This is a genomic window from Citrobacter sp. TBCS-15, from assembly GCF_005280815.1.
GTDB lineage: Bacteria > Pseudomonadota > Gammaproteobacteria > Enterobacterales > Enterobacteriaceae > Citrobacter > Citrobacter werkmanii.
In genome coordinates this window covers 629,357-655,695 of the sequence record NZ_SZWK01000102.1, presented here as the reverse complement: position 1 = coordinate 655,695, position 26,339 = coordinate 629,357, and the positions used below count along the sequence as shown (strand labels likewise).

25 protein-coding genes and 1 pseudogene are annotated in these 26,339 nt (G+C 48.8%); 15 read left to right on the top strand and 11 right to left on the bottom strand.

Going from position 1 to position 26,339, the window contains the following annotated elements; translation table 11 throughout:
- Nucleotides 1–67 precede the first annotated feature (67 nt).
- Nucleotides 68–866, top strand: a pseudogene (locus tag FDW96_RS09945) (helix-turn-helix transcriptional regulator).
- Here FDW96_RS09945 and FDW96_RS09940 read toward each other — a convergent pair.
- From FDW96_RS09940 to yeaG, 5 genes are all read right to left on the bottom strand, one after another.
- Nucleotides 843–1,289, bottom strand: a complete 447-nt coding sequence (locus FDW96_RS09940; RefSeq protein WP_042308914.1) for a DUF441 domain-containing protein — start codon at nt 1,287–1,289, stop codon at nt 843–845. The pseudogene FDW96_RS09945 and the gene FDW96_RS09940 overlap by 24 nt on opposite strands.
- A 125-nt stretch (nt 1,290–1,414) precedes the next feature.
- Nucleotides 1,415–1,930, bottom strand: a complete 516-nt coding sequence (locus FDW96_RS09935) for a YbaK/prolyl-tRNA synthetase associated domain-containing protein (RefSeq protein WP_137365613.1) — start codon at nt 1,928–1,930, stop codon at nt 1,415–1,417.
- A gap of 44 nt (nt 1,931–1,974) precedes the next feature.
- Nucleotides 1,975–3,465, bottom strand: coding sequence for a diguanylate cyclase DgcJ (gene dgcJ, locus FDW96_RS09930; RefSeq protein WP_042308909.1), 1,491 nt, complete (start codon nt 3,463–3,465; stop codon nt 1,975–1,977).
- A gap of 154 nt (nt 3,466–3,619) precedes the next feature.
- Nucleotides 3,620–4,903: a YeaH/YhbH family protein gene (locus FDW96_RS09925; protein ID WP_042308907.1), complete on the bottom strand. Its 1,284-nt coding sequence runs from the start codon at nt 4,901–4,903 to the stop codon at nt 3,620–3,622.
- 202 nt (nt 4,904–5,105) lie between these two features.
- Nucleotides 5,106–7,040 carry a protein kinase YeaG gene (yeaG, locus tag FDW96_RS09920; RefSeq protein WP_042308906.1) on the bottom strand — a complete coding sequence of 645 codons (1,935 nt, stop codon included), beginning with the start codon at nt 7,038–7,040 and terminating at the stop codon, nt 5,106–5,108.
- 433 nt (nt 7,041–7,473) lie between these two features.
- On the opposite strand from yeaG, the gene FDW96_RS09915 reads away from it, so the two are divergent.
- From FDW96_RS09915 to FDW96_RS09900, 4 genes are all read left to right on the top strand, one after another.
- The gene (locus FDW96_RS09915) at nt 7,474–8,220 is read left to right on the top strand and encodes a MipA/OmpV family protein (RefSeq protein WP_042308904.1); all 747 of its coding nucleotides are present in this window, start codon (nt 7,474–7,476) and stop codon (nt 8,218–8,220) included.
- A 571-nt stretch (nt 8,221–8,791) separates the two neighbouring features.
- Nucleotides 8,792–9,034: a hypothetical protein gene (locus FDW96_RS09910; RefSeq protein WP_042308901.1), complete on the top strand. Its 243-nt coding sequence runs from the start codon at nt 8,792–8,794 to the stop codon at nt 9,032–9,034.
- A 10-nt stretch (nt 9,035–9,044) separates the two neighbouring features.
- The gene (locus FDW96_RS09905) at nt 9,045–9,395 is read left to right on the top strand and encodes a hypothetical protein (protein ID WP_042308899.1); all 351 of its coding nucleotides are present in this window, start codon (nt 9,045–9,047) and stop codon (nt 9,393–9,395) included.
- A gap of 180 nt (nt 9,396–9,575) precedes the next feature.
- Nucleotides 9,576–10,430: an aldo/keto reductase gene (locus tag FDW96_RS09900; protein WP_042308898.1), complete on the top strand. Its 855-nt coding sequence runs from the start codon at nt 9,576–9,578 to the stop codon at nt 10,428–10,430.
- Nucleotides 10,431–10,492: 62 nt separating this feature from the next.
- Here the strand turns inward: FDW96_RS09900 and FDW96_RS09895 are convergent, their stop codons facing one another.
- Together FDW96_RS09895 and gapA are read right to left on the bottom strand one after the other, a co-directional pair.
- Entirely contained in the window at nt 10,493–11,377 is an 885-nt protein-coding gene (locus FDW96_RS09895; RefSeq protein WP_137349623.1) for a D-hexose-6-phosphate mutarotase, read from the bottom strand.
- A 268-nt stretch (nt 11,378–11,645) separates the two neighbouring features.
- Nucleotides 11,646–12,641 carry a glyceraldehyde-3-phosphate dehydrogenase gene (gene gapA / locus FDW96_RS09890; protein ID WP_003030697.1) on the bottom strand — a complete coding sequence of 332 codons (996 nt, stop codon included), beginning with the start codon at nt 12,639–12,641 and terminating at the stop codon, nt 11,646–11,648.
- A gap of 341 nt (nt 12,642–12,982) precedes the next feature.
- On the opposite strand from gapA, the gene msrB reads away from it, so the two are divergent.
- Together msrB and FDW96_RS09880 are read left to right on the top strand one after the other, a co-directional pair.
- The gene (msrB, locus tag FDW96_RS09885; RefSeq protein WP_006684886.1) at nt 12,983–13,396 is read left to right on the top strand and encodes a peptide-methionine (R)-S-oxide reductase MsrB; all 414 of its coding nucleotides are present in this window, start codon (nt 12,983–12,985) and stop codon (nt 13,394–13,396) included.
- Nucleotides 13,397–13,438: 42 nt separating this feature from the next.
- The gene (locus tag FDW96_RS09880; protein ID WP_042308895.1) at nt 13,439–13,714 is read left to right on the top strand and encodes a YeaC family protein; all 276 of its coding nucleotides are present in this window, start codon (nt 13,439–13,441) and stop codon (nt 13,712–13,714) included.
- A gap of 43 nt (nt 13,715–13,757) precedes the next feature.
- Here the strand turns inward: FDW96_RS09880 and yajD are convergent, their stop codons facing one another.
- On the bottom strand, nt 13,758–14,102 hold the full coding sequence (yajD, locus tag FDW96_RS09875) for an HNH nuclease YajD (protein ID WP_003832478.1): 345 nt from the start codon (nt 14,100–14,102) through the stop codon (nt 13,758–13,760).
- A 94-nt stretch (nt 14,103–14,196) separates the two neighbouring features.
- A complete protein-coding gene (locus FDW96_RS09870) occupies nt 14,197–15,450 on the bottom strand; it encodes a glycoside hydrolase family 18 protein (RefSeq protein WP_137365612.1) in 1,254 nt (417 codons plus the stop codon).
- Between the two features lie 296 nt (nt 15,451–15,746).
- Between FDW96_RS09870 and FDW96_RS09865 the strand changes: the two genes are divergently transcribed.
- The 8 genes from FDW96_RS09865 (at nt 15,747) to FDW96_RS09830 (ending at nt 24,484) form a co-directional block, all read left to right on the top strand.
- Nucleotides 15,747–16,823 (top strand): zinc-binding dehydrogenase, encoded by a 1,077-nt coding sequence (locus tag FDW96_RS09865; protein ID WP_137365611.1) that lies wholly within the window; start codon nt 15,747–15,749, stop codon nt 16,821–16,823.
- Between the two features lie 26 nt (nt 16,824–16,849).
- Nucleotides 16,850–18,229, top strand: a complete 1,380-nt coding sequence (locus FDW96_RS09860) for an MFS transporter (protein WP_137365610.1) — start codon at nt 16,850–16,852, stop codon at nt 18,227–18,229.
- Nucleotides 18,230–18,246: 17 nt separating this feature from the next.
- Nucleotides 18,247–19,290 (top strand): NAD(P)-dependent alcohol dehydrogenase, encoded by a 1,044-nt coding sequence (locus FDW96_RS09855; protein WP_061381522.1) that lies wholly within the window; start codon nt 18,247–18,249, stop codon nt 19,288–19,290.
- Nucleotides 19,291–19,310: 20 nt separating this feature from the next.
- Nucleotides 19,311–20,147, top strand: coding sequence for a ketose-bisphosphate aldolase (locus FDW96_RS09850; protein WP_061381478.1), 837 nt, complete (start codon nt 19,311–19,313; stop codon nt 20,145–20,147).
- Between the two features lie 4 nt (nt 20,148–20,151).
- Nucleotides 20,152–21,099 (top strand): carbohydrate kinase family protein, encoded by a 948-nt coding sequence (locus FDW96_RS09845; protein WP_137365609.1) that lies wholly within the window; start codon nt 20,152–20,154, stop codon nt 21,097–21,099.
- 9 nt (nt 21,100–21,108) lie between these two features.
- Nucleotides 21,109–22,092, top strand: coding sequence for an aldo/keto reductase (locus FDW96_RS09840; RefSeq protein ID WP_061381476.1), 984 nt, complete (start codon nt 21,109–21,111; stop codon nt 22,090–22,092).
- A gap of 135 nt (nt 22,093–22,227) precedes the next feature.
- The gene (locus FDW96_RS09835) at nt 22,228–22,986 is read left to right on the top strand and encodes a DeoR/GlpR family DNA-binding transcription regulator (protein ID WP_137365608.1); all 759 of its coding nucleotides are present in this window, start codon (nt 22,228–22,230) and stop codon (nt 22,984–22,986) included.
- A 139-nt stretch (nt 22,987–23,125) separates the two neighbouring features.
- Nucleotides 23,126–24,484, top strand: a complete 1,359-nt coding sequence (locus FDW96_RS09830) for an MFS transporter (protein ID WP_137365607.1) — start codon at nt 23,126–23,128, stop codon at nt 24,482–24,484.
- Nucleotides 24,485–24,521: 37 nt separating this feature from the next.
- On the opposite strand, the gene pncA is transcribed toward FDW96_RS09830, so the two are convergent.
- Entirely contained in the window at nt 24,522–25,160 is a 639-nt protein-coding gene (pncA, locus tag FDW96_RS09825; RefSeq protein WP_137365606.1) for a bifunctional nicotinamidase/pyrazinamidase, read from the bottom strand.
- A 13-nt stretch (nt 25,161–25,173) separates the two neighbouring features.
- Nucleotides 25,174–26,190 carry an asparaginase gene (ansA, locus tag FDW96_RS09820; protein WP_042308891.1) on the bottom strand — a complete coding sequence of 339 codons (1,017 nt, stop codon included), beginning with the start codon at nt 26,188–26,190 and terminating at the stop codon, nt 25,174–25,176.
- Between the last annotated feature and the right edge of the window lie 149 nt (nt 26,191–26,339).

The following is a 26,339-nucleotide window of genomic DNA, read 5'->3' as shown; positions in this document are numbered from 1 at the left end:
TTAGCGTTTTTACGCCATGAGTGAATCAAGCTAAAATGACAGTTTATCGCTAAAATCGGACATTCTTATGTTGGGACTAAGATTGGATGGGTATGAACCTGACCTTCACCATGATGCCGCGGTGGCGTTCTGCATTCAGGCCCGGGAAGATGAACTCTTTAGTCCGCTGCATCAGCATCGTAAGGGGCAGTTGATTCTGGCTTTGCATGGCGCGATTACCTGCGAGGTCGAAAATGCCATGTGGATGGTGCCTCCCCAATATGCGGTGTGGATCCCTGGTGAAATTCCGCACAGTAACCATGTAACCGTAGGCGCACAATTGTGTTTCTTGTTTATTGAACCTCATGCCGTCGTGATGCCTGAGCGCTGTTGTACGCTAAAGATATCTCCCTTGTGTCGGGAGCTTATTCTGGCGCTGGCGTCGAAAACGGACGGCCAGCGGCTGGAACCGTCAACTCAGCGACTGACGCAGGTGTTGTTTGATGAACTCCCGCAGCAGCCGCAGGAGCAACTGCAGTTGCCGGTTTCCGATCATCCTAAAATCCGCAGAATGGTCGCGACGATGGCGCGAGAGCCCGCCCAATGGCAGACGCTGGGGCAGTGGGCCAGCGTATTTGCGATGAGTGAGCGCAACCTTGCCCGGCTGGTCGTCAAAGAAACGGGATTGAGCTTTCGCCGCTGGCGTCATCAGCTGCAGTTGATTCTGGCGCTGCAGGCGCTGATCGATGGTCATAACGTGCAGCAGGTCGCGCAAATGCTCGGTTATGATTCAACCACCGCATTTATCACGATGTTCAAAAAAGGCCTGGGGCAGACTCCAGGCCGTTATCTGAGCTGACTTGCTACTGCTTCCCAACAATCAATGAGACCAGACCTGCCGCAATAAGCGGCCCCACCGGCACGCCGCGAAACAGCGCCACGCCCAGCACCGTACCGACCAGTAAACCGGCAACAAGCTGGGGCTGGCTGCCCATCAACGTGACGCCGCGCCCGCCAAGCCAGGAGACAACCACGCCGACGGCAATCGCGACCAGGGATTTCCAGTTTACAAAGGAGTGAATGAGCGTGGAGGGCGGTAGCGTTCCGCTGGCGATCGGGGCCATTACGCCGATAGTCAGAATAATAATCCCGACGGTCAGGCCCTGTTTTTCTATCCACGGAAAGAACGTATTCAGAGGGGTTACACGGACGATGATCAGCACCAGAATTGAAACAGCGACAGTGGTGTTGTGGCTGACAAAGCCCAGAGCTGCCAGTCCGAGGAGGATCAGCAGAGTGACATCAAACATCGTAGTTTCCTTGCCAAAAGAAAAAATAAGCCTGCTTACTGTACGCGTAAACGCGTGACGGAACAGGCTTTATTTAATGATAATGATTTTTTTTGAGCTAATGCACTATGTGACGTTTTTTACTGCTAACTCGGCTGTGATTGAACGCGGCGGAACGAAATTAATTCCGGTTGTGCAATTCGCAGGTAATCAGCAGTATCCATGATCACGGATTTCTCCAGCATTCCGGCATTAAACGCAATTTCATTAAAACGTTCAAACAGCAGCGGATCGGCGACCAGTTTGAGATTCGGATGAAAACTAAACGGTGGGATGGCGCCAAATACGCAACCTGTCAGTTCATCGACTTCCGCCGGGCTGGCGAGCGATGCTCTCAACCCGCCGATATGACTGGCCAACAGGCTCAGGTCGGCCTGCTGGTCAGCAGAGAGAATCGCCAGTACATGCTGATTAACGCCGTTACCCTTTACTTTACAGACCAACGCTTTTGCGCCCTGACCCAGTGCAGTACCGCGAATTTCAGAGACCGCTTCACATTTGCCGACGGCTTCATGGCTAACCACACGATACGTCGCGCCCTGTTCTGATAACAGCGAAATTAAACGCTGATGCGTTGCGTTACCTTTGTTCACTTCCGTCATGACTTGCTCCTGGTACAACAATAAAAATCCTGGCTGAAAAATGATTACGCATCGGCGCGTTTTTTCTGTTTGTTCAGGTAGAGTTGCGCATCCGATGCTTTGTAAGCATCATCAATGGTGTCGTTTGGCTGCATATTATAAATCCCGACAGAGAAGCTGATTGATATATCTTGCGCAATAATTTGTAAGTTGTAGCGAATCCGTTCCAGCATGCTGTGCGTTAATTCACTGGGATGATCGATAAGGATGATGCAAAATTCATCCCCGCCAAGGCGGATGGCATAGTCGCTTTTGCGAATAGAGCTCTGAATGGCCTTGGCCAGAAGGGTGATAATGCGATCGCCTTCCTTATGCCCCAATGTGTCATTAATAACTTTTAGCTTATCGCAATCAATGGCGATAAAGGTCACGAGGGTTCCCGTGTTGACCAACTGCTGCAAACGTTGTTCGAGCATCGGCGTCAAAATTTTACGGTTATAGAGTCCGGTCATTGCATCGCTGATATTTTCCCGTGTGACGTTGTGATACAAGCGAAAATGAGTTCTGACCATATTCAGCAGCAGTATCGTTGCCAGAAGATAGAAGACGAATATTTTCCACGATGAGACGATAAAGTACATAAAATCAAGAGATAAGGTGACGCGTATGCCACCAGGGATGTCCTTCTCGTAGTGAACGTAGCGGAATAGATTGGTCTCACTTTGGTGAACGTGGATCTCTTTACCTGAGCTGATATCAGAGAGCGTCACGTTAAGATAGCGCCAGACCAGAGGACGATCGCTGGTATAGAAAATATTCTTTAAATTTTCTTTGTTGATATCCACCATCACCACGCCTTTTAGCTTACCGGCATAGTAGACCGGGGTTAAAAAGCTCATCACCTTTTTCTCGGTCAGGTTATCCTCATAAATGCTGGAAATCACCGTGCGACCCGTGAAAATACCGTCAATATCATTCTGATCGATGCCCAGCGAGCCTTTTTGCAAAAATGTCCAGTTGTGTATCGCAAATTTCCGTGAGTCGATCAGATTATAAAAATAGACGTAGTTATTCTTGAGATCGACGTAGTAGCGAAATTTATACTCCAGCGTTCCTAATCCCTGACCGTAATCTTTTTGCAGGCGATTGACGTTCACCGCCCGGTCAAAAGAGGGTAACAGGAATACGTCTTCGAGTTGCCCGCTACATTTGGTTGAGGTGGTCTGCAGCGTACCGTGTAATGGCAGGTAATTATGCGTTGTGAGATTGAGCCCATGTGTACCGTTAACGCTATCGAAAGCATCGCAGAACGCTTTTTGTTGTTCGACAGATGCGGGTTCCTTAGGGGATGAAAAGGTGCGCATCAGATGGGCTGCAATACTCTGATTGGTGTACTTATCATAGAGAAAGGAGGAGTCGGCTTTCTCATTGATATAGCGCATATAGGCATTCATTGCCTTATCGCTGGCAATCAGTTCATAAACCAAAAAAGAAGATGTCAAAACAATAACGCTGACTGAGATAAAGAGCCTGAGCGCTTTATGATGCAACTTCATAATGAATTACAGCCCATAGGTTAGAGATGCGATTTTACCACATGCTCCACATTCGCTCTAACGAAGCGGCGGGATAAACCATTGCAAAATGTCACGATCATGATACAGGGTAATGTAATCAGCCGAAGCCGAAGCCTCGGCTGAAAGTGGTCGCTTAATTATTGCTGGTGGTACTTTGCTTATGAAACAGTTCGCGGAATACCGGATAAATGTCATCCTGATCGCGGATATGCTGCATCGCAAAGTTTTCAAAGGTTGATTGCAGATGTTCGTATTCACGCCACAAGGTCTGGTGCGCGCGGCGGGTAATTTCGATATAGCTGTAATATCGCACTACCGGCAGCAGTTTTTTCGCCAGAATCTCATGACACAACGGTGAGTCATCCGCCCAGTTATCACCATCCGATGCCTGTGCGGCATAGATATTCCACTGGGCAGGGTCGTAGCGCTCTTTCACCACTTCATCCATTAACTTCAGCGCGCTGGAGACAATGGTTCCCCCGGTTTCCTGAGAGTAGAAGAACTCATGCTCATCTACCTCTTTCGCCTGGGTGTGGTGGCGAATATAAACCACTTCCACGTTCTTATAGGTGCGGCTTAAGAACAGATACAGCAGAATATAAAAACGCTTTGCCATATCTTTGGTCGACTGATCCATCGAACCGGAGACATCCATCAGACAGAACATCACCGCCTGACTGGAAGGATCGGGCCGTTTTTCATAATTCTTGTAGCGTAAGTCAAAGGTGTCGATAAATGGCACACGTTCGATTTTTGCCCGTAGTTCGGCAATTTCTTTGCGTAACCGTTCTTCTTCCAACAACTGAGCGGGTTCACTTTTTGTGATGGTCTCCAGATCCGCTTCGAGCGCATGCAGTTCGCGACGCTTACCTGCCGTCATTGCCGTGCGGCGCGCCAGTGAATTTTGCAGGGAGCGCACCACGCTGATGTTGGCTGGCACACCGTTAGAGGTAAAACCAGCCCGGTGCGTTTTGTACTCCGTTAGCTGACGCTGCTGATTCTGTTTAAGATTTGGCAGAGCTAAATCTTCGAAAAGCAGATCGAGATATTCATCTTTAGAAATCTGGAAGACGAATTCATCCTGACCCTCGCCATCCTGACTCGCCTGGCCTTGTCCGCTTCCCGAACCGCCGCCTCCGCCCTGTGGACGTTCAATACGGTCATTCTGCACAAAATGGTCGTTACCCGGATGCACGCGATGGCGCAGACCACCGCGCCCCTGATGGAACATCGGTTCGCTAATATCATCGGTAGGAATAGAGACAGATTCGCCGCTATCCACATCAGTCACCGAACGCTTGTTAATGGCCTCGGAGATCGACTGTTTAATTTGCGATTTATAACGGCGTAAGAAGCGCTGGCGGTTTACCGTGCTCTTGTTTTTGCCGTTAAGACGCCGGTCAATAAACCAGGTCATAAGCCCCCCGTACTGCATTTGCCAACTTACGCTTCATCCTTCAAGTTGTCTCCGCGTTGGCTGCATTCGCTCACCCAGTCACGTACTTATGTACGCTCCTGGGAATTCACTCATTTGCCGCCTTGATACCTCTTGAATGATTTCGCGTACAGAAGAAATATTGGCCCGGTAAACGGATAAATTGTCCGGGCCATTTATGCTCTTAAGACGATTTACGTACGCGCAAATACCATTCGCACAGTAAACGTACCTGCTTACGCGTGTAGCCTTTTTCCATCATACGGTCGACAAAATCGTCGTGCTTTTTCTGCTCGTCAGTCGAGGTTTTGGCGTTGAACGAAATAACCGGCAGCAGCTCCTCGGTATTAGAGAACATTTTCTTCTCAATCACCGTGCGCAGTTTTTCGTAACTGGTCCAGTTTGGATTGCGACCGCTGTTATTCGCTCTGGCGCGCAGAACAAAGTTGACGATCTCGTTACGGAAGTCTTTCGGGTTACTGATACCCGCTGGCTTCTCAATTTTCTCCAGCTCTGCGTTCAGCGACTCGCGATCGAACAGTTGACCGGTATCCGGGTCACGATACTCCTGATCCTGAATCCAGAAATCCGCGTAGGTGACATAACGGTCGAATATGTTCTGTCCGTATTCGGAATAGGATTCGAGATAAGCCGTCTGAATCTCTTTGCCAATAAATTCAGCATATTTAGGGATCAGATAGCCTTTCAGGAACTCAAGATAACGTTCTGCCATTTCCTGCGGGAACTGCTCACGCTCGATTTGTTGTTCCAGGACGTAGAACAGATGCACCGGGTTTGCCGCGACTTCGGCATGATCAAAGTTAAAGACGCGAGAGAGGATCTTAAACGCGAAACGCGTGGACAGACCGTTCATACCCTCATCGACCCCGGCGTAATCCCGATACTCCTGATAGGATTTCGCTTTTGGATCGGTATCTTTCAGACTTTCGCCATCGTAAACCCGCATCTTCGAGTAAATGCTCGAGTTCTCAGGTTCTTTCAGGCGAGAAAGAATGGTGAAACGAGAGAGCGTCTCCAGCGTGCCTGGTGCGCAAGGCGCATGGGTCAGCTCACTGTGGTTAAGCAATTTCTCGTAGATTTTGATCTCTTCGGAGATCCGCAAGCAATAAGGCACTTTGACAATGTAAACACGGTCAAGGAACGCCTCATTGTTTTTGTTATTGCGGAACGTCACCCATTCGGACTCATTCGAGTGGGCAAGAATAATTCCGTTAAACGGCAGGGCAGAGATACCTTCTGTCCCGTTGTAGTTTCCTTCCTGGGTGGCGGTCAGCAGAGGATGCAGCACTTTAATCGGTGCTTTAAACATCTCTACGAACTCCATAATCCCCTGGTTAGCGCGGCACAACGCACCCGAGTAACCGTAGGCATCAGGATCGTTCTGAGCATGGTGTTCGAGTTTACGAATATCCACTTTCCCGACCAGCGCAGAGATATCCTGGTTGTTTTCATCACCAGGTTCCGTTTTGGCGATAGCGATCTGCTCCAGAATAGACGGCCAGACTTTGACGACGCGGAATTTCGTGATGTCCCCGCCAAACTCGTGCAGACGTTTCGCCGCCCATGGCGACATGATCGTCCCGAGATAGCGACGCGGGATCCCATACTCTTTTTCCAGGATCTGCGCGTCTTCCTGTGGATTAAACAAGCACAACGGATGATCGTTAACCGGGCTACGTTCGCCATTGGCGCTCAGGACATAAATCGGAACTCTCTGCATCAGCGACTTGAGTCGTTCAGCGAGAGATGATTTCCCCCCTCCCACAGGCCCCAACAGATACAGAATCTGTTTCTTCTCTTCCAGACCTTGAGCTGCATGTTTCAAATAAGAAACAATCTGCTCAATGGCGTCTTCCATGCCGTAAAACTCTTCGAAAGCGGGATAGCGTGCAATTACCCGATTCGAAAAGAGTCGAGAAAGACGAGGTTCGTGGGCAGTGTCAACCATGACAGGTTCACCAATAGCCATTAATAGCCGCTCTGCCGCGTTGGCATAAGCACTGCGATCTTGCCGACAAGTGGTAAGAAACTCCTGCAGCGTGAACTCTTCGTCCTTGGCAGCTTCATAACGCTGGCGATAGTGATCGAATATATTCATGGTATGCCGTCCTTTCGTTTTTTAGCACATGTTAAGAGCCGTTCATATGAATAGTAGAGGCCCCTGAAGAGGTAAACTGAACGACGTCGCTGCTGAAGAAATAAGCAACTCTCATGCCATTTTGATGGTCAGGAGATCAACGTATTCGGTGATACACCTTCTAAAATTAAGCGTAGATGGCATTTGCAAAACTTGCATGGATGCGCAAATGAATTTCAACGGCATATCAATAACTCATCAGCAAAAAAAGCACACCTTATGTAAAGAAATGGGGCAGATTTCATGCAGTGTTCACTGTCCTGCAAGCAAAATGTCATCACTCATTGAGAAATTAGGGGGTTACATTCCTGGACTAATACGTAAAATAGTTGGGCTGAAGCGTATTGGCGATTACACTTTGACCGCTACACATTTGAATAAGGAATTATGGATTGTGACCAAACTCAAACTTCTGGCACTTGGCGTCCTTGCCGCAACCGCAGTTAGCACCGCACAGGCGGAAAGCCAGTGGACTGTTGGTGCAGGTGTCGGCGTGATTAACAGCCCGTACAAACAGTATGACCGCGATGTTTATCCCGTTCCGGTTGTCACCTATGAAGGCGATAACGTCTGGTTCCACGGTCTGGGTGGCGGCTACTATCTGTGGAATGACGCGGCAGATAAGCTCTCCATCATGGCATACTATGATCCGACCCACTTCAAGCCGGGTGACAGCGACAGCCATGCTTTGCGCCAACTCGACAAGCGTAAAAGCAGCCTGATGGCTGGCCTCTCGTATGTACATAACACCCAGTATGGTTTCCTGCGTACCGCTCTGGCGGGTGATACCCTGGATAACAGCAACGGCTTTATCTGGGATCTGGCATGGCTCTACCGTTACACTAACGGTGCGCTGACTTTGACGCCGGGTATCGGTGTGCAGTACAGCAGCGAAAACTACAACGACTATTATTATGGCGTGTCCAATCACGAGTCTCGCCGCAGTGGTCTGAAAAGCTACAGCGCTGACGATGGATGGGATCCATACCTGGAGTTGACCGCGAGCTATAACTTCCTTGGCAACTGGAACGTATACGGCACTGGCCGTTATGTGCGTTTGAGTGATGAAGTGAAGGATAGCCCGATGGTCGATAAGTCCTGGTCTGGCATCTTCTCGGTAGGTGTGACCTACAAGTTCTGATGCTACTGCGTGTCATACACAAGCCTGCAGACATGCAGGCTTTTTTATGTTTTGTGGGGATGAATATTGATCTAAAACATGAGATTGCATCTTTATAGTGGTTTTGCGTTTCGCCTGGCCGCAACGATTATTTAACCTGATAGCTCTTTCGCCGTTACGAAAAATAAACCTCTCATTTTATTAGCCTGGTATCTATTCTTTTTTGCATGAGGTAATATCGCCATGCCTTAATGATTTATTGTTATGGGCTGTCGTTTTCTGGATTCATAATTTATTGATAATACAGGGGTTTGTTGTATCGCGATGCGCGGGGTATTTATTCTCAACTGGCATAAAGATAACTGATAACTATTTTGGCTTGTTTTGAATGTTAACTTTCAGGTGAAAAAAATAAAAATTAATCATTTGTTTTTATTTTACATCCTTTAGGTATTTGTCTGAAAAAATTAAAATTGACATTAAATATCCTATTGCCGATATTCATTAAACTTTAAAAGTAGTGATAGCAACTCTCGTGGTAAGGCCTTAAATATGCCACGAGGATATCTTGAGTAAAAACCTGGTAAAAATAATGAAAAAGTTAATCATGATAGCTGTGATGGGCGGGATCCTGGCTGGATGCACCAGCGAGGCTTCACGCATGAGTGCATGCGAAAACAAAGGGATCAGCCGCGATGCCTGCTACATCGCCGAACAAAACCGTCAGGCGACAATCAATGCCGCGGCTGAAAAACAGGCCCTGGAAAACGCGCAAAATCTGTATAGCTCTGATGGCACCCATTCCGACCATCACCACAAACACGATAAATACTAAGGTTTAACACATGAAGAAATTGATTATTATCGCTGCGCTGGTGGCTTCATCTGCTGCGCCTGCTTATGCTATCAGCGAAGCATATCGTCAGCAATTACAGCATGAACACAAAACTCAGGTCAGCGACGCTAATGCCCCGGTGCACGCCAGCAAAACCACATCCGTGCATGTGAATAAGCTGGGCGTGGACTTTAAACGTGGCGCTGATGGTATTGCATATATTAATGGCAACCCTGCGGCAAATGATGAAAATAATGCCGATGCACAAACTTACAGTGCGGGTTTGATTTCCGTCATTGTCTATAAAAACGGAAAAATTAACGCCATGAAAGAGGGCAAATATTTAGGTCGGTTGAAATAAGCGCTGGCTAGTGAAAATTTTGCATTATTTAGGTCCGTGATCTGCATCAGATCCCGGGCCTTTTACTTTAATCGCATTAACGGGCGACACGCCAAACTATGATGGTGCAATTTGTGCACCATAACAGGACACATGTCTGTTGTTTTGCTTTACTGTGGTGCATTAACACAGGAGGGTGCGATGACAGCGAAACAGGTGATGTTTACGGAGCAGGTATCGCTTCCTGCGATTGGGCAGGGAACATGGTACATGGGCGAGGATTCAGCCCGACGTCGGGATGAAGTCGCCGCGTTACGGGCTGGGCTGGATCTTGGCCTGCGATTGATTGATACAGCCGAAATGTACGCAGATGGTGCAGCGGAAGAGGTTGTTGGCGAGGCGCTGTCAGGTCGGCGTGATAGCGCTTTTTTAGTTTCGAAGGTTTATCCATGGAATGCCGCGGGCAAGAAAGCGATTGCCGCCTGCGAAGCCAGCCTGCGTCGTTTGAAAACCGATTATCTGGATCTCTATTTGTTGCACTGGACGGGAGACTTTTCATTTGCTGACACCGTCGACGCTATGGAAACGCTTATTGCGCAGGGCAAAATCCGCCGCTGGGGCGTCTCTAATCTTGATTACGATGATATGCAGGCATTATGGCAGGTTGCAGGTGGACGACACTGTGCAACTAATCAGGTGCTCTATCATTTAGCATCACGCGGCATTGAATATGATTTACTGCCATGGTGCCAGCAACAGCAGATGCCGGTTATGGCCTACAGTCCGCTGGCTCAGGCAGGGCGGCTCCGGGGGGACTTGCTTTCTAACCCAGTGGTCAATGACATTGCGCGCGCCCACAATGCCAGCGCTGCGCAGATTTTACTGGCATGGGTTATTCGTCTTTCGGGGGTGATAGCCATTCCGAAAGCCGCGAATGTGGCGCATGTCGAACAGAATGCCGCGGCACTGGAGATAACGCTCTCTGCCGATGAGCTGAAGCAGTTAGATAAGGCATATCCGGCGCCAAAAGGTAAAACGGCGCTGGATATGGCCTGATTTGCCGCATGGCGCGCTGAGTTGCCTGATGGCGCAAACACTATCAGGCAACTGACACGATCTTAGCGCTTAGCAACACGAATCGTTTGTGCCAGACGAGACGGTTTTTCTTCGGTGGTTTTCTGCGGTGCCGTGGCGTAAGCCGTTTCTACGCAAACAAATGTTTTGTAACCGTCATCCGGCATGTCGCCCATGCTGACAGACAGCGCCGGGCCTGGGTTCCAGCCCACGACATTCAGATGGTGGTGGTGGATTACGTCAATATTGCGATTCAGCGCATCATCATGAATGACGCTGCATGCTTCCGGATTCAGATAGACACGATCGGTACGGTCCGGGAAGGTCTGGATACCATCAGCCAGTACGTCTTCTTTGGCATCATTCACTTTATCGATCAGACGATCGCCAAGACCGCTGACCTTCACTGCCGCAATATTACCCACATTGAAATAGGTATGCAGCGCGGAGGTAGTTTCAAACTCACCGTGCGCTTCCAGCTCCATCTCGCAGGTGGCGCCCACTTTGAACCGGGCCAGCAGACAGAACTCGTGCGGCCAAAGCTGACGCGTTTCAGCGCTACTTTGTAGTTCGAACGTCAGAACTACACCATTCTCGTCTTCGTTATGCGCTTTCAGCGTCCATGGCAGGTTACGGGCAAAACCATGAGACGGTAGGCCAGGCTGAGCGGCAGGGCCAAACCACGGCCAGCAAATCGGTACGCCGCCACGCAGCGCAACACCGGTTTTAAACGGCGTATTGTTACTTAACCACAGGACTTCTTCTTCACCGTTTGGTTTCCAGGAAAGAAGATGTGCGCCCTGCAGCGCAAAAGAGGCTTTAACCTGCGGGTGATCGACAACAATGACCTCAAGCTCATCAAGCTGACGGCGGGAGAGGACCGGGGCAATTTGTTCGACTACCGGAAGTGCAAAAATTTTATTAATCATTACGCAATCCTTTTTAACCCTAAATAATTCGGGTTGCAGGACGGCGGCAAGTGAACGACAAATTCGTCAGGAACGAATTTGAACAACCGAAGGTTGTCTTCGGTCAGGGACATGGATGTCCCTGATTCACCCCGATGAGCTTACTGTAGTAAGTGATTCGGGTGAGAGAGCGTAGCCAACACACCTGCAACTCGAAGTATGACGTGTATCTTCAGGCAAAAAAAAGAGCGACCATAGTCGCTCTTACAGATTACTGTTTCATCTCAACTTATTTGGAGATGTGAGCAATCAGATCCAGAACTTTGTTGGAGTAGCCGGTTTCGTTGTCGTACCAGGATACCAGTTTCACGAAGTTGTCGTTCAGTGCGATACCTGCTTTAGCATCGAACACGGAAGTGCAAACTTCACCGTTGAAATCGGTAGATACTACGTCGTCTTCGGTGTAACCCAGAACGCCTTTCATCGGGCCTTCGGAAGCAGCTTTGATTGCTTTCTTAATTTCTTCGTAAGAAGCAGCTTTTTCCAGACGAACGGTCAGGTCAACAACGGATACGTTCGGGGTAGGAACGCGGAACGCCATACCAGTCAGTTTGCCGTTCAGTTCTGGCAGTACTTTACCTACAGCTTTAGCAGCACCGGTAGAGGACGGGATGATGTTCTGGGATGCGCCGCGGCCGCCGCGCCAGTCTTTGTGAGACGGGCCATCAACGGTTTTCTGAGTAGCGGTGGTCGCGTGAACAGTAGTCATCAGACCTTCGATGATGCCGAAGTTGTCGTTGATAACTTTAGCCAGCGGAGCCAGGCAGTTAGTGGTGCAGGAAGCGTTAGAAACGATGTCCTGACCTTCGTATTTGTCAAAGTTAGCGCCTTTAACAAACATCGGAGTGTTATCTTTGGACGGACCAGTCAGAACCACTTTTTTCGCGCCAGCAGTGATGTGCTTACGAGCGGTTTCATCTGTCAGGAACAGGCCAGTAGCTTCAGCTACTACGTCAACACCAACTTCGTCCCATTTCAGGTTAGCCGGATCACGTTCAGCGGTAACACGGATTTTTTTACCGTTTACGATCAGATGACCGTCTTTCACTTCAACGGTACCGTTGAAACGGCCGTGAGTGGAGTCATATTTCAGCATGTAAGCCATGTAGTCAGCGTCTAACAGGTCGTTGATTGCAACGATCTCGATGTCAGAGCGTTCTTGAGCAGCACGGAAAACAATGCGACCGATACGGCCAAAACCGTTGATACCTACTTTGATAGTCATATATTCCACCAGCTATTTGTTAGTGAATAAAAGGTTGCCTGTAAAATTACAAAAACCTTACGCAGCGTCAAGCGGAATCGTGTCAATCATTGCGACAAATCAATCTGCTGCCTAAGCTTTGCGCAACTGACTCGCCTCACTCTTCCTTTGGGCTTGAAACCACATGGGGTCGGCGGCCCGAATTTTAAAGGGCAATCAAGATAAAAACGTGATTATGATCACGAATTGCAGGCTGCCATTTCGCAAGGATCAAGTTTAGAACAAAAGTTCGCACTCCGGTGTTAATGTTTTGTTAGAATCTGTCTCGTGATGTGAGTTTAGATAAAGCGAGATGTGAGCAAATGGCTAATCAACCTTCTCCAGAAGAACTGAAAAAAAATTTAACAGAAATGCAGTTCTACGTGACGCAGAATCACGGGACAGAACCGCCATTTACCGGGCGTTTGCTGCATAACAAGCGTGACGGCATCTACCACTGTTTGATCTGCGATAAACCGCTATTTCGTTCCGAGACAAAATATGACTCTGGCTGCGGCTGGCCCAGTTTTTACGAGCCGGTCAGCGAAGAGGCTATCCGTTACATAAAAGATACCTCGCATGGTATGCAGCGCATTGAAATCCGCTGTGGGAACTGTGATGCGCACCTGGGACACGTCTTCCCGGATGGTCCAAAACCTACCGGTGAGCGCTACTGCGTTAACTCAGCCTCTTTGAACTTTACCGATGGCGAAAACGGTGAACAAATTAAGGGTTGAAGAAACGATTCAGCAAATTATTCTACGGAGAGTGGATTTAACATGAATCTTGATGAGATGATCAACAGCATGACGCCGGAAGTTTATCAGCGCTTATCTACCGCCGTTGAACTCGGAAAATGGCCGGATGGCGTGGCGCTAACGGTGGAACAAAAAGAGAACAGCTTACAGCTGGTGATGTTATGGCAGGCGCGCAACAACGTTGATGCGCAGCATATGACGATTGATACCAACGGTGAGATGGTGATGAAGAGCAAGCAGCAGCTAAAAGTCGAATTTGGTATTACGCCCGAACCTATTGCAACGTTCAAATCCTGAGAATCCTGGCCCGGCAGTCACGATGTCGGGCCCGCTGTCGCTGTTATTTTTTGTTCATCATCGCCTTCAGATCGGCAAATGGATTATATTTAGCTTCGCCGACAGCCTTCTGCGCATCTTCGCCGGCAACCACCGTTGAGCCATACTGATCCGCTTCTGTATATTTGGAATGTTCGTGATCGTGGCAATACAAGCACAACATTTCCCAGTTGCTACCATCTTCCGGGTTATTGGAGTGATCGTGATCGATATGGTGTACCGTCAACTCGCGCAAATTTGAATAGACAAACTCACGGGAACAGCGTCCGCAGACCCAGGGGAAGAGCTTAAGCGCTTTTTCCCGGTAACCAACTTCCAGACGGGCGTAATTTTTAGGGATAAAAGCCATAAAAGCTCATGCCTCCAATAGAAAATGAAGAGCTGCGCCAAAGGCTGGCGCAGCGGAATTCGGTAATCATAACCTATTGTGTCAGGCGTTGGGATCAGTGTTTGATGCCTAATGAATCAGCCAACTGCTTAGCCAGTTGATTGTTGTCATCCGCACCGTATTCCCAGAACATAGCGCCTCCCAGCCCCTTACTCTTGATGTAGTCGGCTTTGATCGCCACCGAGCGCGGGTTTTCATAGGAGAGGGCAAAGAGCGTTTTCCCGTCTGCTGACTGTACCGACAGCCACGGTACTTTCGCCTCATCATCCCAATGCTGGCTAAAGCGCTTCTGCGGATCGTTGATCAGCTTTGCCACGATATCGTTGTACTTCACATAGGTATCTTTGCTCAGATCGACGCCCAGTGATTTGAACAACGCAATTTGTGCTGCTTCGAAATAGGGTTGGGTGGCAGGATTCTTCTGCGCGTCAGGTTTGCTCCAGTCAATTCCCGGTTCAACAGCGCGTTTTGGCACGCGTCCATAAAAACCAATACCCAGATTCATCTGGCTCGGCTTTAACCCGGCGGCGAGATAGTTATTAACCACAAAGTCAGCACTGTACTTATCAGCGGCGGCGACCGTCGGCCATTTCGTCGAATCATACAGGTTTGAGTTGAAATATTGAGTGCCGTAGGCCATGTCATAGGTCATCAGATTGATATAGTCGAGTGATGGCGCAATGGCTTTCACATCCACCCAACTTTTCGGACTTTCCGCATTCGCGCCCACGGCAATGGTCAGTAGCTTTTTGTGTCCCAATGCTGCCCGCAGCTCTTTTAACAGCGCGGTAAAGTTAGCGCGGTCGGTTGGTTGGCTTTCGACCAGTCCCCAGGCACCATTGACCGGATATTCCCAGTCGAGGTCGATGCCATCCAGACCGTATTTCTCAATGATCTCCTGCACAGACTGAATGAATACTGCTCGTGTTTCTTTCGTCGCCGCCGCGCCTGAGAATCCACGCGCACCCCAGCCCCCAACAGAAAGCAGAACTTTCAGATTCGGGTTCTGCTTACGCAGTTCCGGGATTTTCTGCAAATCAGCCTGCACCTTCTCTGAAAGCCAAATCTGATACAGCTTGCTGGCGTCTTTTAAGGCGGCATTGGTTTCGTCTTTTTCGTTGTTGTAGATCAGACCGAACGAATAGTTGAGGTGGGTTATCTGGCGCACATCCAGTTTATTGATATCGCCACCAGGATTGGCAGTGACATCGCCGCCACCATTAAAGTAACCAACTGACATCAGTGAATTGGCGGAAACAACGCTGGCGCAGAGCAGGGGGAATGCTGCCAACAAAGGCAATAGTTTCATCGGTGTTCCTCTTTGACATTTAAACAAGTAAACACGCCACGGAAATGGCGTGGCGAAAAAAACAGCTCTTGCAGATTAACAGTTCCATAACAGGAAAAATGCGAAGGGGTTCACGGCGTACAGGCGAAGCGGCTTCCACGTTTCTTTGTGTTTCAGTGCATCTTTGCACTTATTTGTGATCTAAGTTGTGAAATGCAGATCATAATCTGTGTTTTAAAGATTTTGTGTTGACCTCAAAAATTATATGGATAAGTATGATGACCACTGATGCAAAACTAAACACAAAGGAAAATTCAATGAAAGCACTGGCAAGATTTGGCAAGGCCTTTGGTGGCTACAAGATGATTGATGTTCCGGAACCGGTATGTGGCCCGGATGACGTTGTGATTGAAATCAAGGCGGCTGCTATCTGTGGCGCGGATATGAAACACTACAATGTTGATAGCGGTTCCGACCAGTTTAATTCGATTCGTGGTCACGAATTTGCCGGTCGAATTGTCCAGGTCGGCGACAAGGTTAAGGACTGGAAAGTGGGTCAGCGCGTGGTTTCTGACAACAGCGGGCACGTTTGCGGCGTCTGTCCGGCCTGCGAACAAGGGGATTTTCTTTGTTGTACAGAAAAAGTGAATTTAGGCCTGGACAACAATACCTGGGGCGGTGGTTTTTCGAAATATTGTCTGGTTCCTGGAGAGATCCTCAAAATTCACCGCCATGCGCTGTGGGAAATCCCGCCAGGTGTTGATTATGAAGAAGCGGCAGTCCTGGACCCCATCTGTAATGCCTACAAATCTATCGCTCAACAATCCAAATTCCTCCCTGGTCAAGACGTGGTGGTTTTCGGTACTGGACCACTAGGACTCTTTTCCGTGCAAATGGCACGCATTATGGGGGCCGTTAATATCGTAATGGTTGGTCTTGAAGACGACGTTGCGGTGCGTTTCCCCATTGCTAAAGAAATGGGGGCGACGGCAGTTGTCAACGGTTCAAGCGAAGATGTGGTCGCACGTTGTCAGGAAATCTGCGGCAAAGACAATCTGGGATTAGTTATCGAATGTTCCGGCGCCAATATTGCCCTGAAACAAGCTATTGAAATGCTGCGTCCTAACGGTGAAGTTGTTCGCGTAGGGATGGGTTTTAAACCTCTCGACTTCTCCATTAATGATATTACCGCATGGAACAAAAGCATCATTGGCCATATGGCCTACGACTCCACTTCCTGGCGCAACGCCATTCGTCTGCTCGCTAGCGGCGCGCTCAAAGTCAAACCGATGATCACTCACCGTATCGGCTTATCGCAATGGCGCGAAGGTTTTGACGCCATGGTCGATAAGACCGCGATTAAAGTCATCATGACTTACGACTTTGATGAATAAAATATTTATTAAAGGGACGTTATCGCATGGAACAGATTGCAAAACCGCACTGCGGCGCCAGGCTGGACAGGCTGCCTGATTGTCGCTGGCATACGTCGATGTTTGCTATGGTCGCCTTCGGATTATTGGTTTGCTGGAGTAATGCCGTTGGCGGATTAATTCTCGCGCAGTTAAAAGAACTTGGTTGGACCGATAATTCTACCACCGCCACGTTTTCCGCCATTACTACGGCGGGCATGTTTCTTGGTGCACTCGGTGGGGGAATTATTGGCGATAAAACCGGGCGTAAAAACGCGTTTATCCTGTATGAAGCGATTCATATTATTTCCATGGTAGTTGGCGCGTTTTCACCCAATATGACCTTTCTGATCGCCTGTCGTTTTGTTATGGGGATTGGTTTAGGCGCGTTGCTGGTAACCCTGTTTGCCGGGTTTACCGAATATATGCCAGGCCGGAATCGGGGCACCTGGTCCAGTCGGGTCTCGTTTATTGGCAACTGGTCTTATCCGCTCTGTTCACTGATTGCGATGGGGTTAACGCCACTGATCAGTACGGAATGGAACTGGCGCGTACAGCTGTTGATTCCGGCGGTGTTGTCGCTTATTGCAACCATTATTGCATGGCGCAGTTTCCCGGAGTCGCCCCGCTGGCTGGAGTCTCGCGGACGCTATCAGGAAGCTGAACAGGTGATGCGGGCCATTGAGGAAGGCGTCATTCGACAGACAGGTAAGCCACTACCGCCGGTCGTGACAGAAGATGATGACAAACAACCGCGTTCAGTTCCGTACTCTGCCTTATTAACGGGAGTATTGTTAAAACGGGTGGTTCTGGGCTCTTTTGTTCTGATCGCCATGAACGTTGTGCAGTACACCTTAATTAATTGGTTACCGACAATATTTATGACTCAGGGGATTAATCTGAAAGACTCCATAGTCTTAAATACCATGAGCATGTTCGGGGCGCCGTTTGGGATTTTCATCGCCATGCTGGTAATGGATAAAATCCCAAGGAAAACTATGGGCGTGGGGTTATTAGTGTTAATTGCCGTGCTGGGTTATATCTATTCGCTGCAAACCAGCATGTTGCTAATCACATTAATTGGTTTCTTCCTGATTACCTTTGTCTATATGTACGTTTGCTATGCTTCCGCGGTATATGTTCCAGAAATATGGCCGACTGAAGCGAAGCTTCGCGGGTCAGGGCTTGCGAACGCGGTCGGGCGTATTAGCGGTATCGCCGCCCCATATGCGGTCGCTGTATTACTTAATAGTTATGGCGTTACTGGGGTATTTGTACTGCTGGGCGCAGTCTCAATTATTGTCGCTGTTGCTATTGCCACCATTGGAATTGAAACAAAAGGCGTCTCTGTCGAGAGTCTCGGTATTGATGCCGTTACCAGCAAATAATATTGATGGGAAATAAAATGAAAAATTCAAAAGCGATATTAAAAACGCCGGGCACGATGAAAATTATTGCCGCCGATATCCCAGTACCTAAAGAGCATGAAGTGCTAATTAAAGTTGAATACGTTGGTATTTGCGGTTCAGACGTTCATGGTTTTGAATCGGGCCCCTTTATTCCGCCGAAAGATCCCAATCAGGAAATAGGTCTTGGGCATGAATGCGCCGGTACGGTGGTGGCAGTGGGAAGTCGCGTCAGTAAATTTAAACCGGGAGACCGGGTCAACATTGAACCCGGCGTGCCGTGTGGCCACTGCCGCTACTGTCTGGAAGGGAAATACAACATCTGTCCTGACGTCGATTTTATGGCAACACAGCCAAATTATCGCGGCGCGCTAACGTACTATCTGTGCCACCCAGAGAGTTTCACTTACAAGCTCCCCGATAACATGGACACCATGGAAGGTGCGTTGGTGGAGCCAGCAGCGGTCGGCATGCATGCTGCAATGCTCGCAGACGTTAAGCCGGGCAAGAAAATCGTCATTTTGGGGGCTGGCTGTATTGGTTTAATGACCCTACAAGCCTGTAAATGTTTGGGGGCTACCGACATCGCTGTTGTTGATGTTCTGGAGAAACGCCTGGCGATGGCCGAACAGCTTGGGGCTACGGTCGTTATCAACGGGGCAAAAGAGGACACCGTTGCCCGCTGCCAACAGTTTTCTGGCGATATGGGAGCGGACATCGTTTTTGAAACTGCCGGTTCGGCTATAACCGTTAAGCAGGCGCCATATCTGGTAATGCGCGGCGGGAAAATCATGATCGTGGGCACAGTGCCTGGTGATTCAGCAATTAATTTCCTCAAAATTAACCGTGAAGTCTCAATCCAAACTGTTTTCCGCTATGCCAATCGCTATCCGGTCACCATTGAAGCCATTTCCTCCGGGCGTTTCGATGTGAAGTCGATGGTAACGCATATTTATGATTATGCAGATGTTCAGCGCGCGTTTGATGAATCCGTCAATAACAAACGCGAGATTATTAAAGGCGTTATTAAAATCAACCATTAATTAAAAAGGGAGAAATAACCATGCTGGCAGATATTAAATATTGGGAAAACGATGCCCAAAATAAACATTATGCGATTGCCCACTTCAATGTGTGGAATGCGGAAATGTTAATGGGGGTTATTGATGCGGCGGAAGAGTCCAAATCGCCGGTGATAATTTCCTTCGGCACGGGTTTTGTAGGTAATACCTCGTTTGAAGATTTTTCGCAAATGATGGTTTCTATGGCGAAAAAGGCTTCGGTCCCGGTTATTACACACTGGGATCACGGACGTAGCATGGAGATCATTCACAACGCCTGGGTTCATGGCATGAATTCTCTGATGCGCGATGCTTCGGCATTTGATTTTGAAGAGAATATTCGTCTGACCAAAGAGGCGGTGGACTTCTTCCATCCGTTGGGCATTCCGGTCGAAGCGGAATTGGGGCACGTAGGGAATGAAACGGTGTACGAAGAGGCGTTGGCAGGTTATCACTATACTGACCCAAGCCAGGCTGCGGAATTTGTCGAGCGTACCGGCTGTGATTCTCTGGCGGTGGCGATTGGCAACCAGCATGGGGTGTATACCTCCGAGCCAAAACTGAATTTCGAGGTTGTTGAGCGCGTACGCCGAGCGGTTTCTGTTCCACTGGTGCTGCACGGTGCGTCAGGTATCAGCGACGCGGATATTAAAAAAGCCATCTCATTAGGCATCTCAAAAATCAATATTCACACCGAGCTGTGCCAGGCGGCAATGGTGGCGGTGCGCGAGAATCAGAATCAGCCATTCCTGCATGTTGAACGTGAAGTTCGTAAAGCAGTAAAAGAGCGAGCATTGGAAAAAATTAAATTGTTTGGCTCTGACGGTAAAGCGGAATGACAATATGGATAATATCGAGGTTATTTGTATAGGGGCGGCAATTGTTGATATTCCTTTGCAGCCAGTGAGTAAAAATATCTTTGATGTAGACTCTTATCCTTTAGAAAGAATAACCATGACCACGGGCGGCGACGCTATTAATGAAGCGACTATTATTTCTCGCCTTGGGCATCGTACTGCGTTAATTAGTCGGGTAGGGGATGATGCGGCAGGTCATTTTATTCTCGACCACTGCCGTCGGGAGAACATTGATATCCAGAGCCTGAAACAGGATGCGGGTATTGATACTTCCATTAACGTGGGTTTGGTTACAGCTGATGGCGAACGCACCTTTGTCACCAACCGCAACGGCAGCCTGTGGAAACTGAATATAAACGATGTTGATTTTGCTCGATTCTCTCAGGCAAAGCTGCTGTCGCTGGCGAGTATTTTTAACAGCCCGCTGCTCGACGGCGAAGCATTAACGGCGATTTTCACTCAGGCGAAAGCGCATCAGTTAATTATTTGTGCCGATATGATCAAGCCGCGGCTTAATGAAACACTGGACGATATTCGCCAGGCGTTAAGCTACGTCGATTATCTGTTTCCCAATTTCGAGGAGGCAAAACAGCTTACCGGCAAAGAGACGCTGGATGAAATTGCCGACAGTTTCCTGAGCTGTGGCGTAAAAACGGTAGTGATTAAGACCGGTAAAAGAGGCTGCTTTATCAAGCGTACCGATATGAAAATGGAGGTCCCGGCGGTTTCAGGAATTACCGCTATCGACACCATCGGCGCGGGAGATAATTTTGCCTCGGGATTTATCTCCGCGTTACTTGAAGGCAAGTCGCTGCGCGAGTGCGCACTGTTTGCTAACGCAACGGCAGCAATATCGGTACTGAGCGTGGGCGCCACAACGGGCGTAAAAAACAGAAAGCTGGTTGAACAACTTCTTGATGAATATGAAGGGTAATAACGGCAGATGAAAAAGATTCCTTTAGGCAGTACGGAGATTATGCTTTCCCGCATGGGATTAGGGACATGGGCCATTGGCGGCGGTCCGGCATGGAACGGCGATCTCGATCTACAGGTTTGTATCGATACCATTGTTGAGGCGCATCGCTGCGGTATTAATCTGATTGATACCGCTCCAGGCTACAACTTTGGTAATAGTGAAGTCATTGTTGGGCAGGCGCTGAAAAAGTTACCGCGTAAAGATATCGTGGTTGAAACTAAATGCGGCATCGTCTGGGAGCGGACGGGCAGCCTTTTTAACAAAGTGGGCGATCGCCAGTTGTATAAAAACCTCACGCCCGAGTCGATTCGTGAAGAGGTCGATGCCAGTTTGCAAAGGTTGGGTATAGAAAGCATTGATATCTATATGACCCACTGGCAATCGGTCGAACCTTGTTTTACACCGATTGCGGAAACCGTAGACACGCTGAACGCACTTAAGAAAGAAGGCAAGATTCGATCTATCGGTGCCGCCAACGTGGATGCAGGGCATATCAGGGAGTATCTTAAACACGGCCAATTGGATATCGTGCAGGCCAAGTACAGCATCCTTGATCGCGCACTGGAAGCTGAATTGTTGCCGTTATGTCAGCAGCATGGCATCGTCGTGCAGGTTTATTCACCGCTCGAACAGGGGTTACTGACTGGAACAATCGCGCGGGATTATATTCCTGGCGGCGCACGGGCCAACAAAGTCTGGTTCCAACGGGAAAATATGCTGCGGGTGATTGATATGCTCGAGCAATGGCAGCCATTGTGTGAAAAATACCGTTGCACGATCCCCGCGTTGGCGTTGGCGTGGATTTTAAAGCAAAGCGATTTAATCACCTTACTGAGCGGTGCTACCGCACCTGAACAGGTTCGCGAGAATGTTGATGCGCTGACCATTGCCCTGACTGATAGCGATTCATCGTTGATGAGAGAAATGGCAGAAGCGTTGGATATAAAATAATCCAGCTGGCAATGACCTCTGTTTCTGTGTAAAAGAGTACTAAATCTGTGATTCAGACATGTTCTTTTGAAAATAAACATAGCCTGTGAGATACTAGGGTCTTATTATTACTTTGCAGGAAACAGAGGTGTCATCGTGGCGGCAAAAGACAGGATTCAGGCCATTAAGCAAATGGTGGCTAATGATAAGAAAGTGGCGGTATCTAATTTAAGTTCCATCTTTCAGGTAACTGAGGAAACAATTCGCCGCGATCTGGAGAAGCTGGAAGATGAAGGTTTTTTGACCCGAACATATGGTGGTGCGGTACTTAATACCACCGCGTTGTCTGACAATATTCATTTTTATAAACGTGCAAAGTCTTTCTTTGAAGAGAAGCAGATCATTGCTCGTAATGCATTACCGTTTATTAAAAATAAGACCACAATGGCCGCTGACTCCAGCAGTACGGCGATGGAATTATTAAAGTTGTTGAAGGAAAGAAACGATCTGACGTTGCTAACCAACTCGGCTGAAGCATTTCATGAACTGGCTCAGTCGGAAATTAACGTCGTTTCCACCGGCGGCGAGTTGAACAAGAATACGCTGTCATTACAGGGAAGGATTACCAAGGAGATCATCAGTCGCTATCACGTTGATATTATGGTGATGAGCTGTAAAGGTCTTGATATGCAAAGCGGGGCGCTTGATTCTAATGAAGCGGAGGCGGAAATCAAAAAAACCATGATCCGCCAGGCGACTGAGGTGGCTCTGTTGGTTGATCACTCAAAGTTTGATCGTAAAGCTTTCGTCCAACTCGTGGACTTTAGCCATATTAATTATCTTATAACCAATAAGGCACCGGGTGCTGAGTGGATTGCGTTTTGCAAAAAGAATAATATTCAACTCGTTTATTAATTTTAAGGTTGCTCGTGTCGATATTATTTTAGTTTGCACCTGGAAATGCCATGAAAATCTAATGATGATGGATGGCGCGGCAAAATTATCTCTGCCGCGATCGCCATACTTTCTATTTAGTTGAACTTGAGGCATCCAGATGGAACAATGTGACCCTATCGGTGCAAGATTAGATCGCTTACCCTTATCGCGATTTCATTTTCGTATTTTTGGTATCATTAGTTTTAGTTTATTAATCACCGGTTTTCTCAGTTATTCCGGGAATGTTGTATTGGCGAAATTAGTCAGTACCGGTTGGTCTAATAATTATCTCAATGCAGCATTTACCTCTGCGCTGATGTTTGGTTATTTTGTCGGTTCGCTAACTGGGGGTTTTATTGGTGATTATCTCGGTCGACGCAAGGCATTCCGCATCAATTTGCTGATTGTTGGGGTCTCTGCTTGTGCCGCAACCTTTGTGCCCAATATGTACTGGCTTATTTTTTTCCGTTGCCTGATGGGGATCGGAATGGGGGCGCTGATTATGGTGGGCTATGCTTCATTCACTGAATTTATTCCGCCTGCAGTACGTGGAAAGTGGTCTGCCCGCCTGTCATTTGTTGGTAACTGGTCGCCGATGCTGTCCGCGGCAGTTGGCGTCGTGGTTATTGCCTGGTTAAGCTGGCGGGTGATGTTTATGCTCGGTGGCGCGACAATGCTGTTGGCCTGGTATCTGTCCGGAAAGTACTTTATCGAATCTCCCCGTTGGCTGGCTGGTAAGGGACAGAGAAGTGAAGCTGAAAAACACCTGGTACAGGTGGAGTCGCAAATTGAGCTAGAGAAAAATATCACCTTACCCTCCTGTCAGAGCAATTGCCTGACGGCAAGATCTGGCGTGAAAAGTGGTTCATTTTGGCTACTGTTCAAGGGACCAATGTTGCGCTGTACGCTGGTGGCGATCACCGTGCTTATTGCGATGAATATTTCGCTCTATACCATCACAGTATGGATCCCAACGATTTTTGTTAACTCGGGAATCGATGTGACGAAGTCTATCTTTATGACTGCGATAATTATGATTGGCGCACCCGTTGGGATATTCATTGCCGCGATGATTATCGATCGTTTTCCACGGAGGCTGTTTGGTTCATTCTTACTCGTTATTATCGCGCTGCTCGGATATTTCTATTCGATTCAAACCGAAGAGTGGGCCATTTTGAGCTACGGGTTGGTGATGATCTTTTTTCTGTATATGTATGTTTGCTTTGCCTCCGCGGTATATGTCCCGGAGTTGTGGCCGACACATCTTAGATTACGTGGATCGGGTTTCGTGAATGCGGTGGGCAGGATTGTCGCGGTATTTACGCCTTATGGCGTCGCTATTCTGTTGACGCGCTACGGCTCGATCACTGTCTTTATCGTGCTGGGCGTTATGCTGGTGCTTTGCGCGCTGATTCTGTTGTGCTTTGGCATCGAAACGCGCAAAGTTTCGCTGGAAGATATTTCACCCCTGGCCTGAAATAACGCGCCGACAGGAGCGCTCCTGTCGGCGTCGCTTACGGTTGGGTTTCTTCCCAATCTGCCAGCGTATACAAAGTCGCACCCGCCGCCGACATTTCCATAAAAGCGTTTGTGCTGTCCTGAGGGTGAATATTGACGCCACGACAACCGTCGGTGATGACGCTGACGGCGTAGCCCAGATCGAGCGCATCCAGCACGGTAAATTTGACGCAATAATCGGTAGCCAGACCCATGATGATGAGCTCGGCAATGCGATGTTCCAGCAGCCATGCATTCAGTGCGGTTGCCTGACGACGACCATTATCAAAAAACGCACTATAACTGTCGACCAGCGGGTTTTCGCCCTTAGTGAACGTTTGCGCTATCGTGCGCTGGTTCAGCAGAGGATGCAGGGCAGCCCCTTCGCTGTTTTGCACACAATGATCGGGCCAGAACGTCTGCGCGAGACCATCCAGTTGCCCCTGACTGTAAGGCGCGACCTGGTGCTGGCTGGCAAAACTACCATGATTAGCCGGATGCCAGTCCAGACTGGCGACGACGGTGTCACCGCGTGAGGCGCACCAGTCGATCATGCGGTTGGCAATATCGATTGTGCTGTCACCTTGCGGGACGGCGAGGGCGCCGCCAGCACAAAAGTCATTTTGTAAATCGACCAACAGTAAGGCTCGGGCCATGGCCTAGACTCCTTTATTCGTCTGGGGTGAGCTCGCCACGCAGATTTTGCGACATTGCTTGACGAATGCTCTGCGTATCCAGCCCCTGACTCAGCAAATAGTGCAGTTTGGTGAGGGTTGCTTCGACAGTCATATCCGCGCCGCCGATAACGCCAGCATGCGCCAGCGCGTTCCCCGTCGCATAACCGCCCATGTTCACCTTGCCAGACATACACTGCGTAAGGTTAACCACCACGATGCCGCGTGAGCTGGCATCTTCTAGCTCTTGCAGAAACTCTTTATTTTGTGGCGCATTGCCCACGCCGTAAGAGCGCAAAATTAACGCTTTAACCGGCTGGCGCAAGAAGTTGCGTACCACATCGGCAGAGATCCCAGGATAAATAGTCACCACGCCAATCGGTTGTGGCGTGATAGGGTGAACAATCAGTTCGCCCGTACCATGGGGCGCTGGTGGTGTTCCCAGTCGACGGATATGGATCCCGGCTTCCAGTAATGGGGCAAGATTGGGTGAGGCAAAGGCGTCAAAACCATCAGCGTGCGCTTTGGTGGTACGGTTGCCGCGAAACAGTCGATTATTGAAGAACAGGGTCACTTCGTTGATCGGATAATTCGCTGCAACGTAGAGCGCATTCAGCAAATTAATTTGTCCATCGGAGCGTAATTCTGCCAGCGGAATTTGTGACCCTGTCACAATGACCGGTTTGCCGAGATTCTCCAGCATGAAAGAGAGCGCCGAAGCGGTAAACGCCATGGTGTCTGTACCGTGCAGAATGACAAAGCCATCGTAATCGTCATAGTGCGATTTAATGTCTTCCGCAATATGCTGCCAGTCTTCCGGCGTCATATCAGAAGAATCCATCAGCGGATCGTATTCATGGATGGTGAAGTCTGGCATCTCAGGGCGGTGGAATTCAGGCATCAATGCCAGCTGGCGCTGGAGATGACCAGAAACAGGGATATAACCCTGTTCTGAGCGCTGCATACCAATGGTACCGCCGGTATAGGCAACGTAAATCGATTTCTTTTGCATGGGCGTCACAGATTAAGTTGTGCATAAACAGGCGCAGTATAAAGTCCCTCCTGAAAAAAGACAGCGCAAATGACGCATACCGGTTGTCTGATCAATATGTCATTTACGTTCAGTGCGTTGTCCCGATTATACAGTGTGGTTCTCCCCCC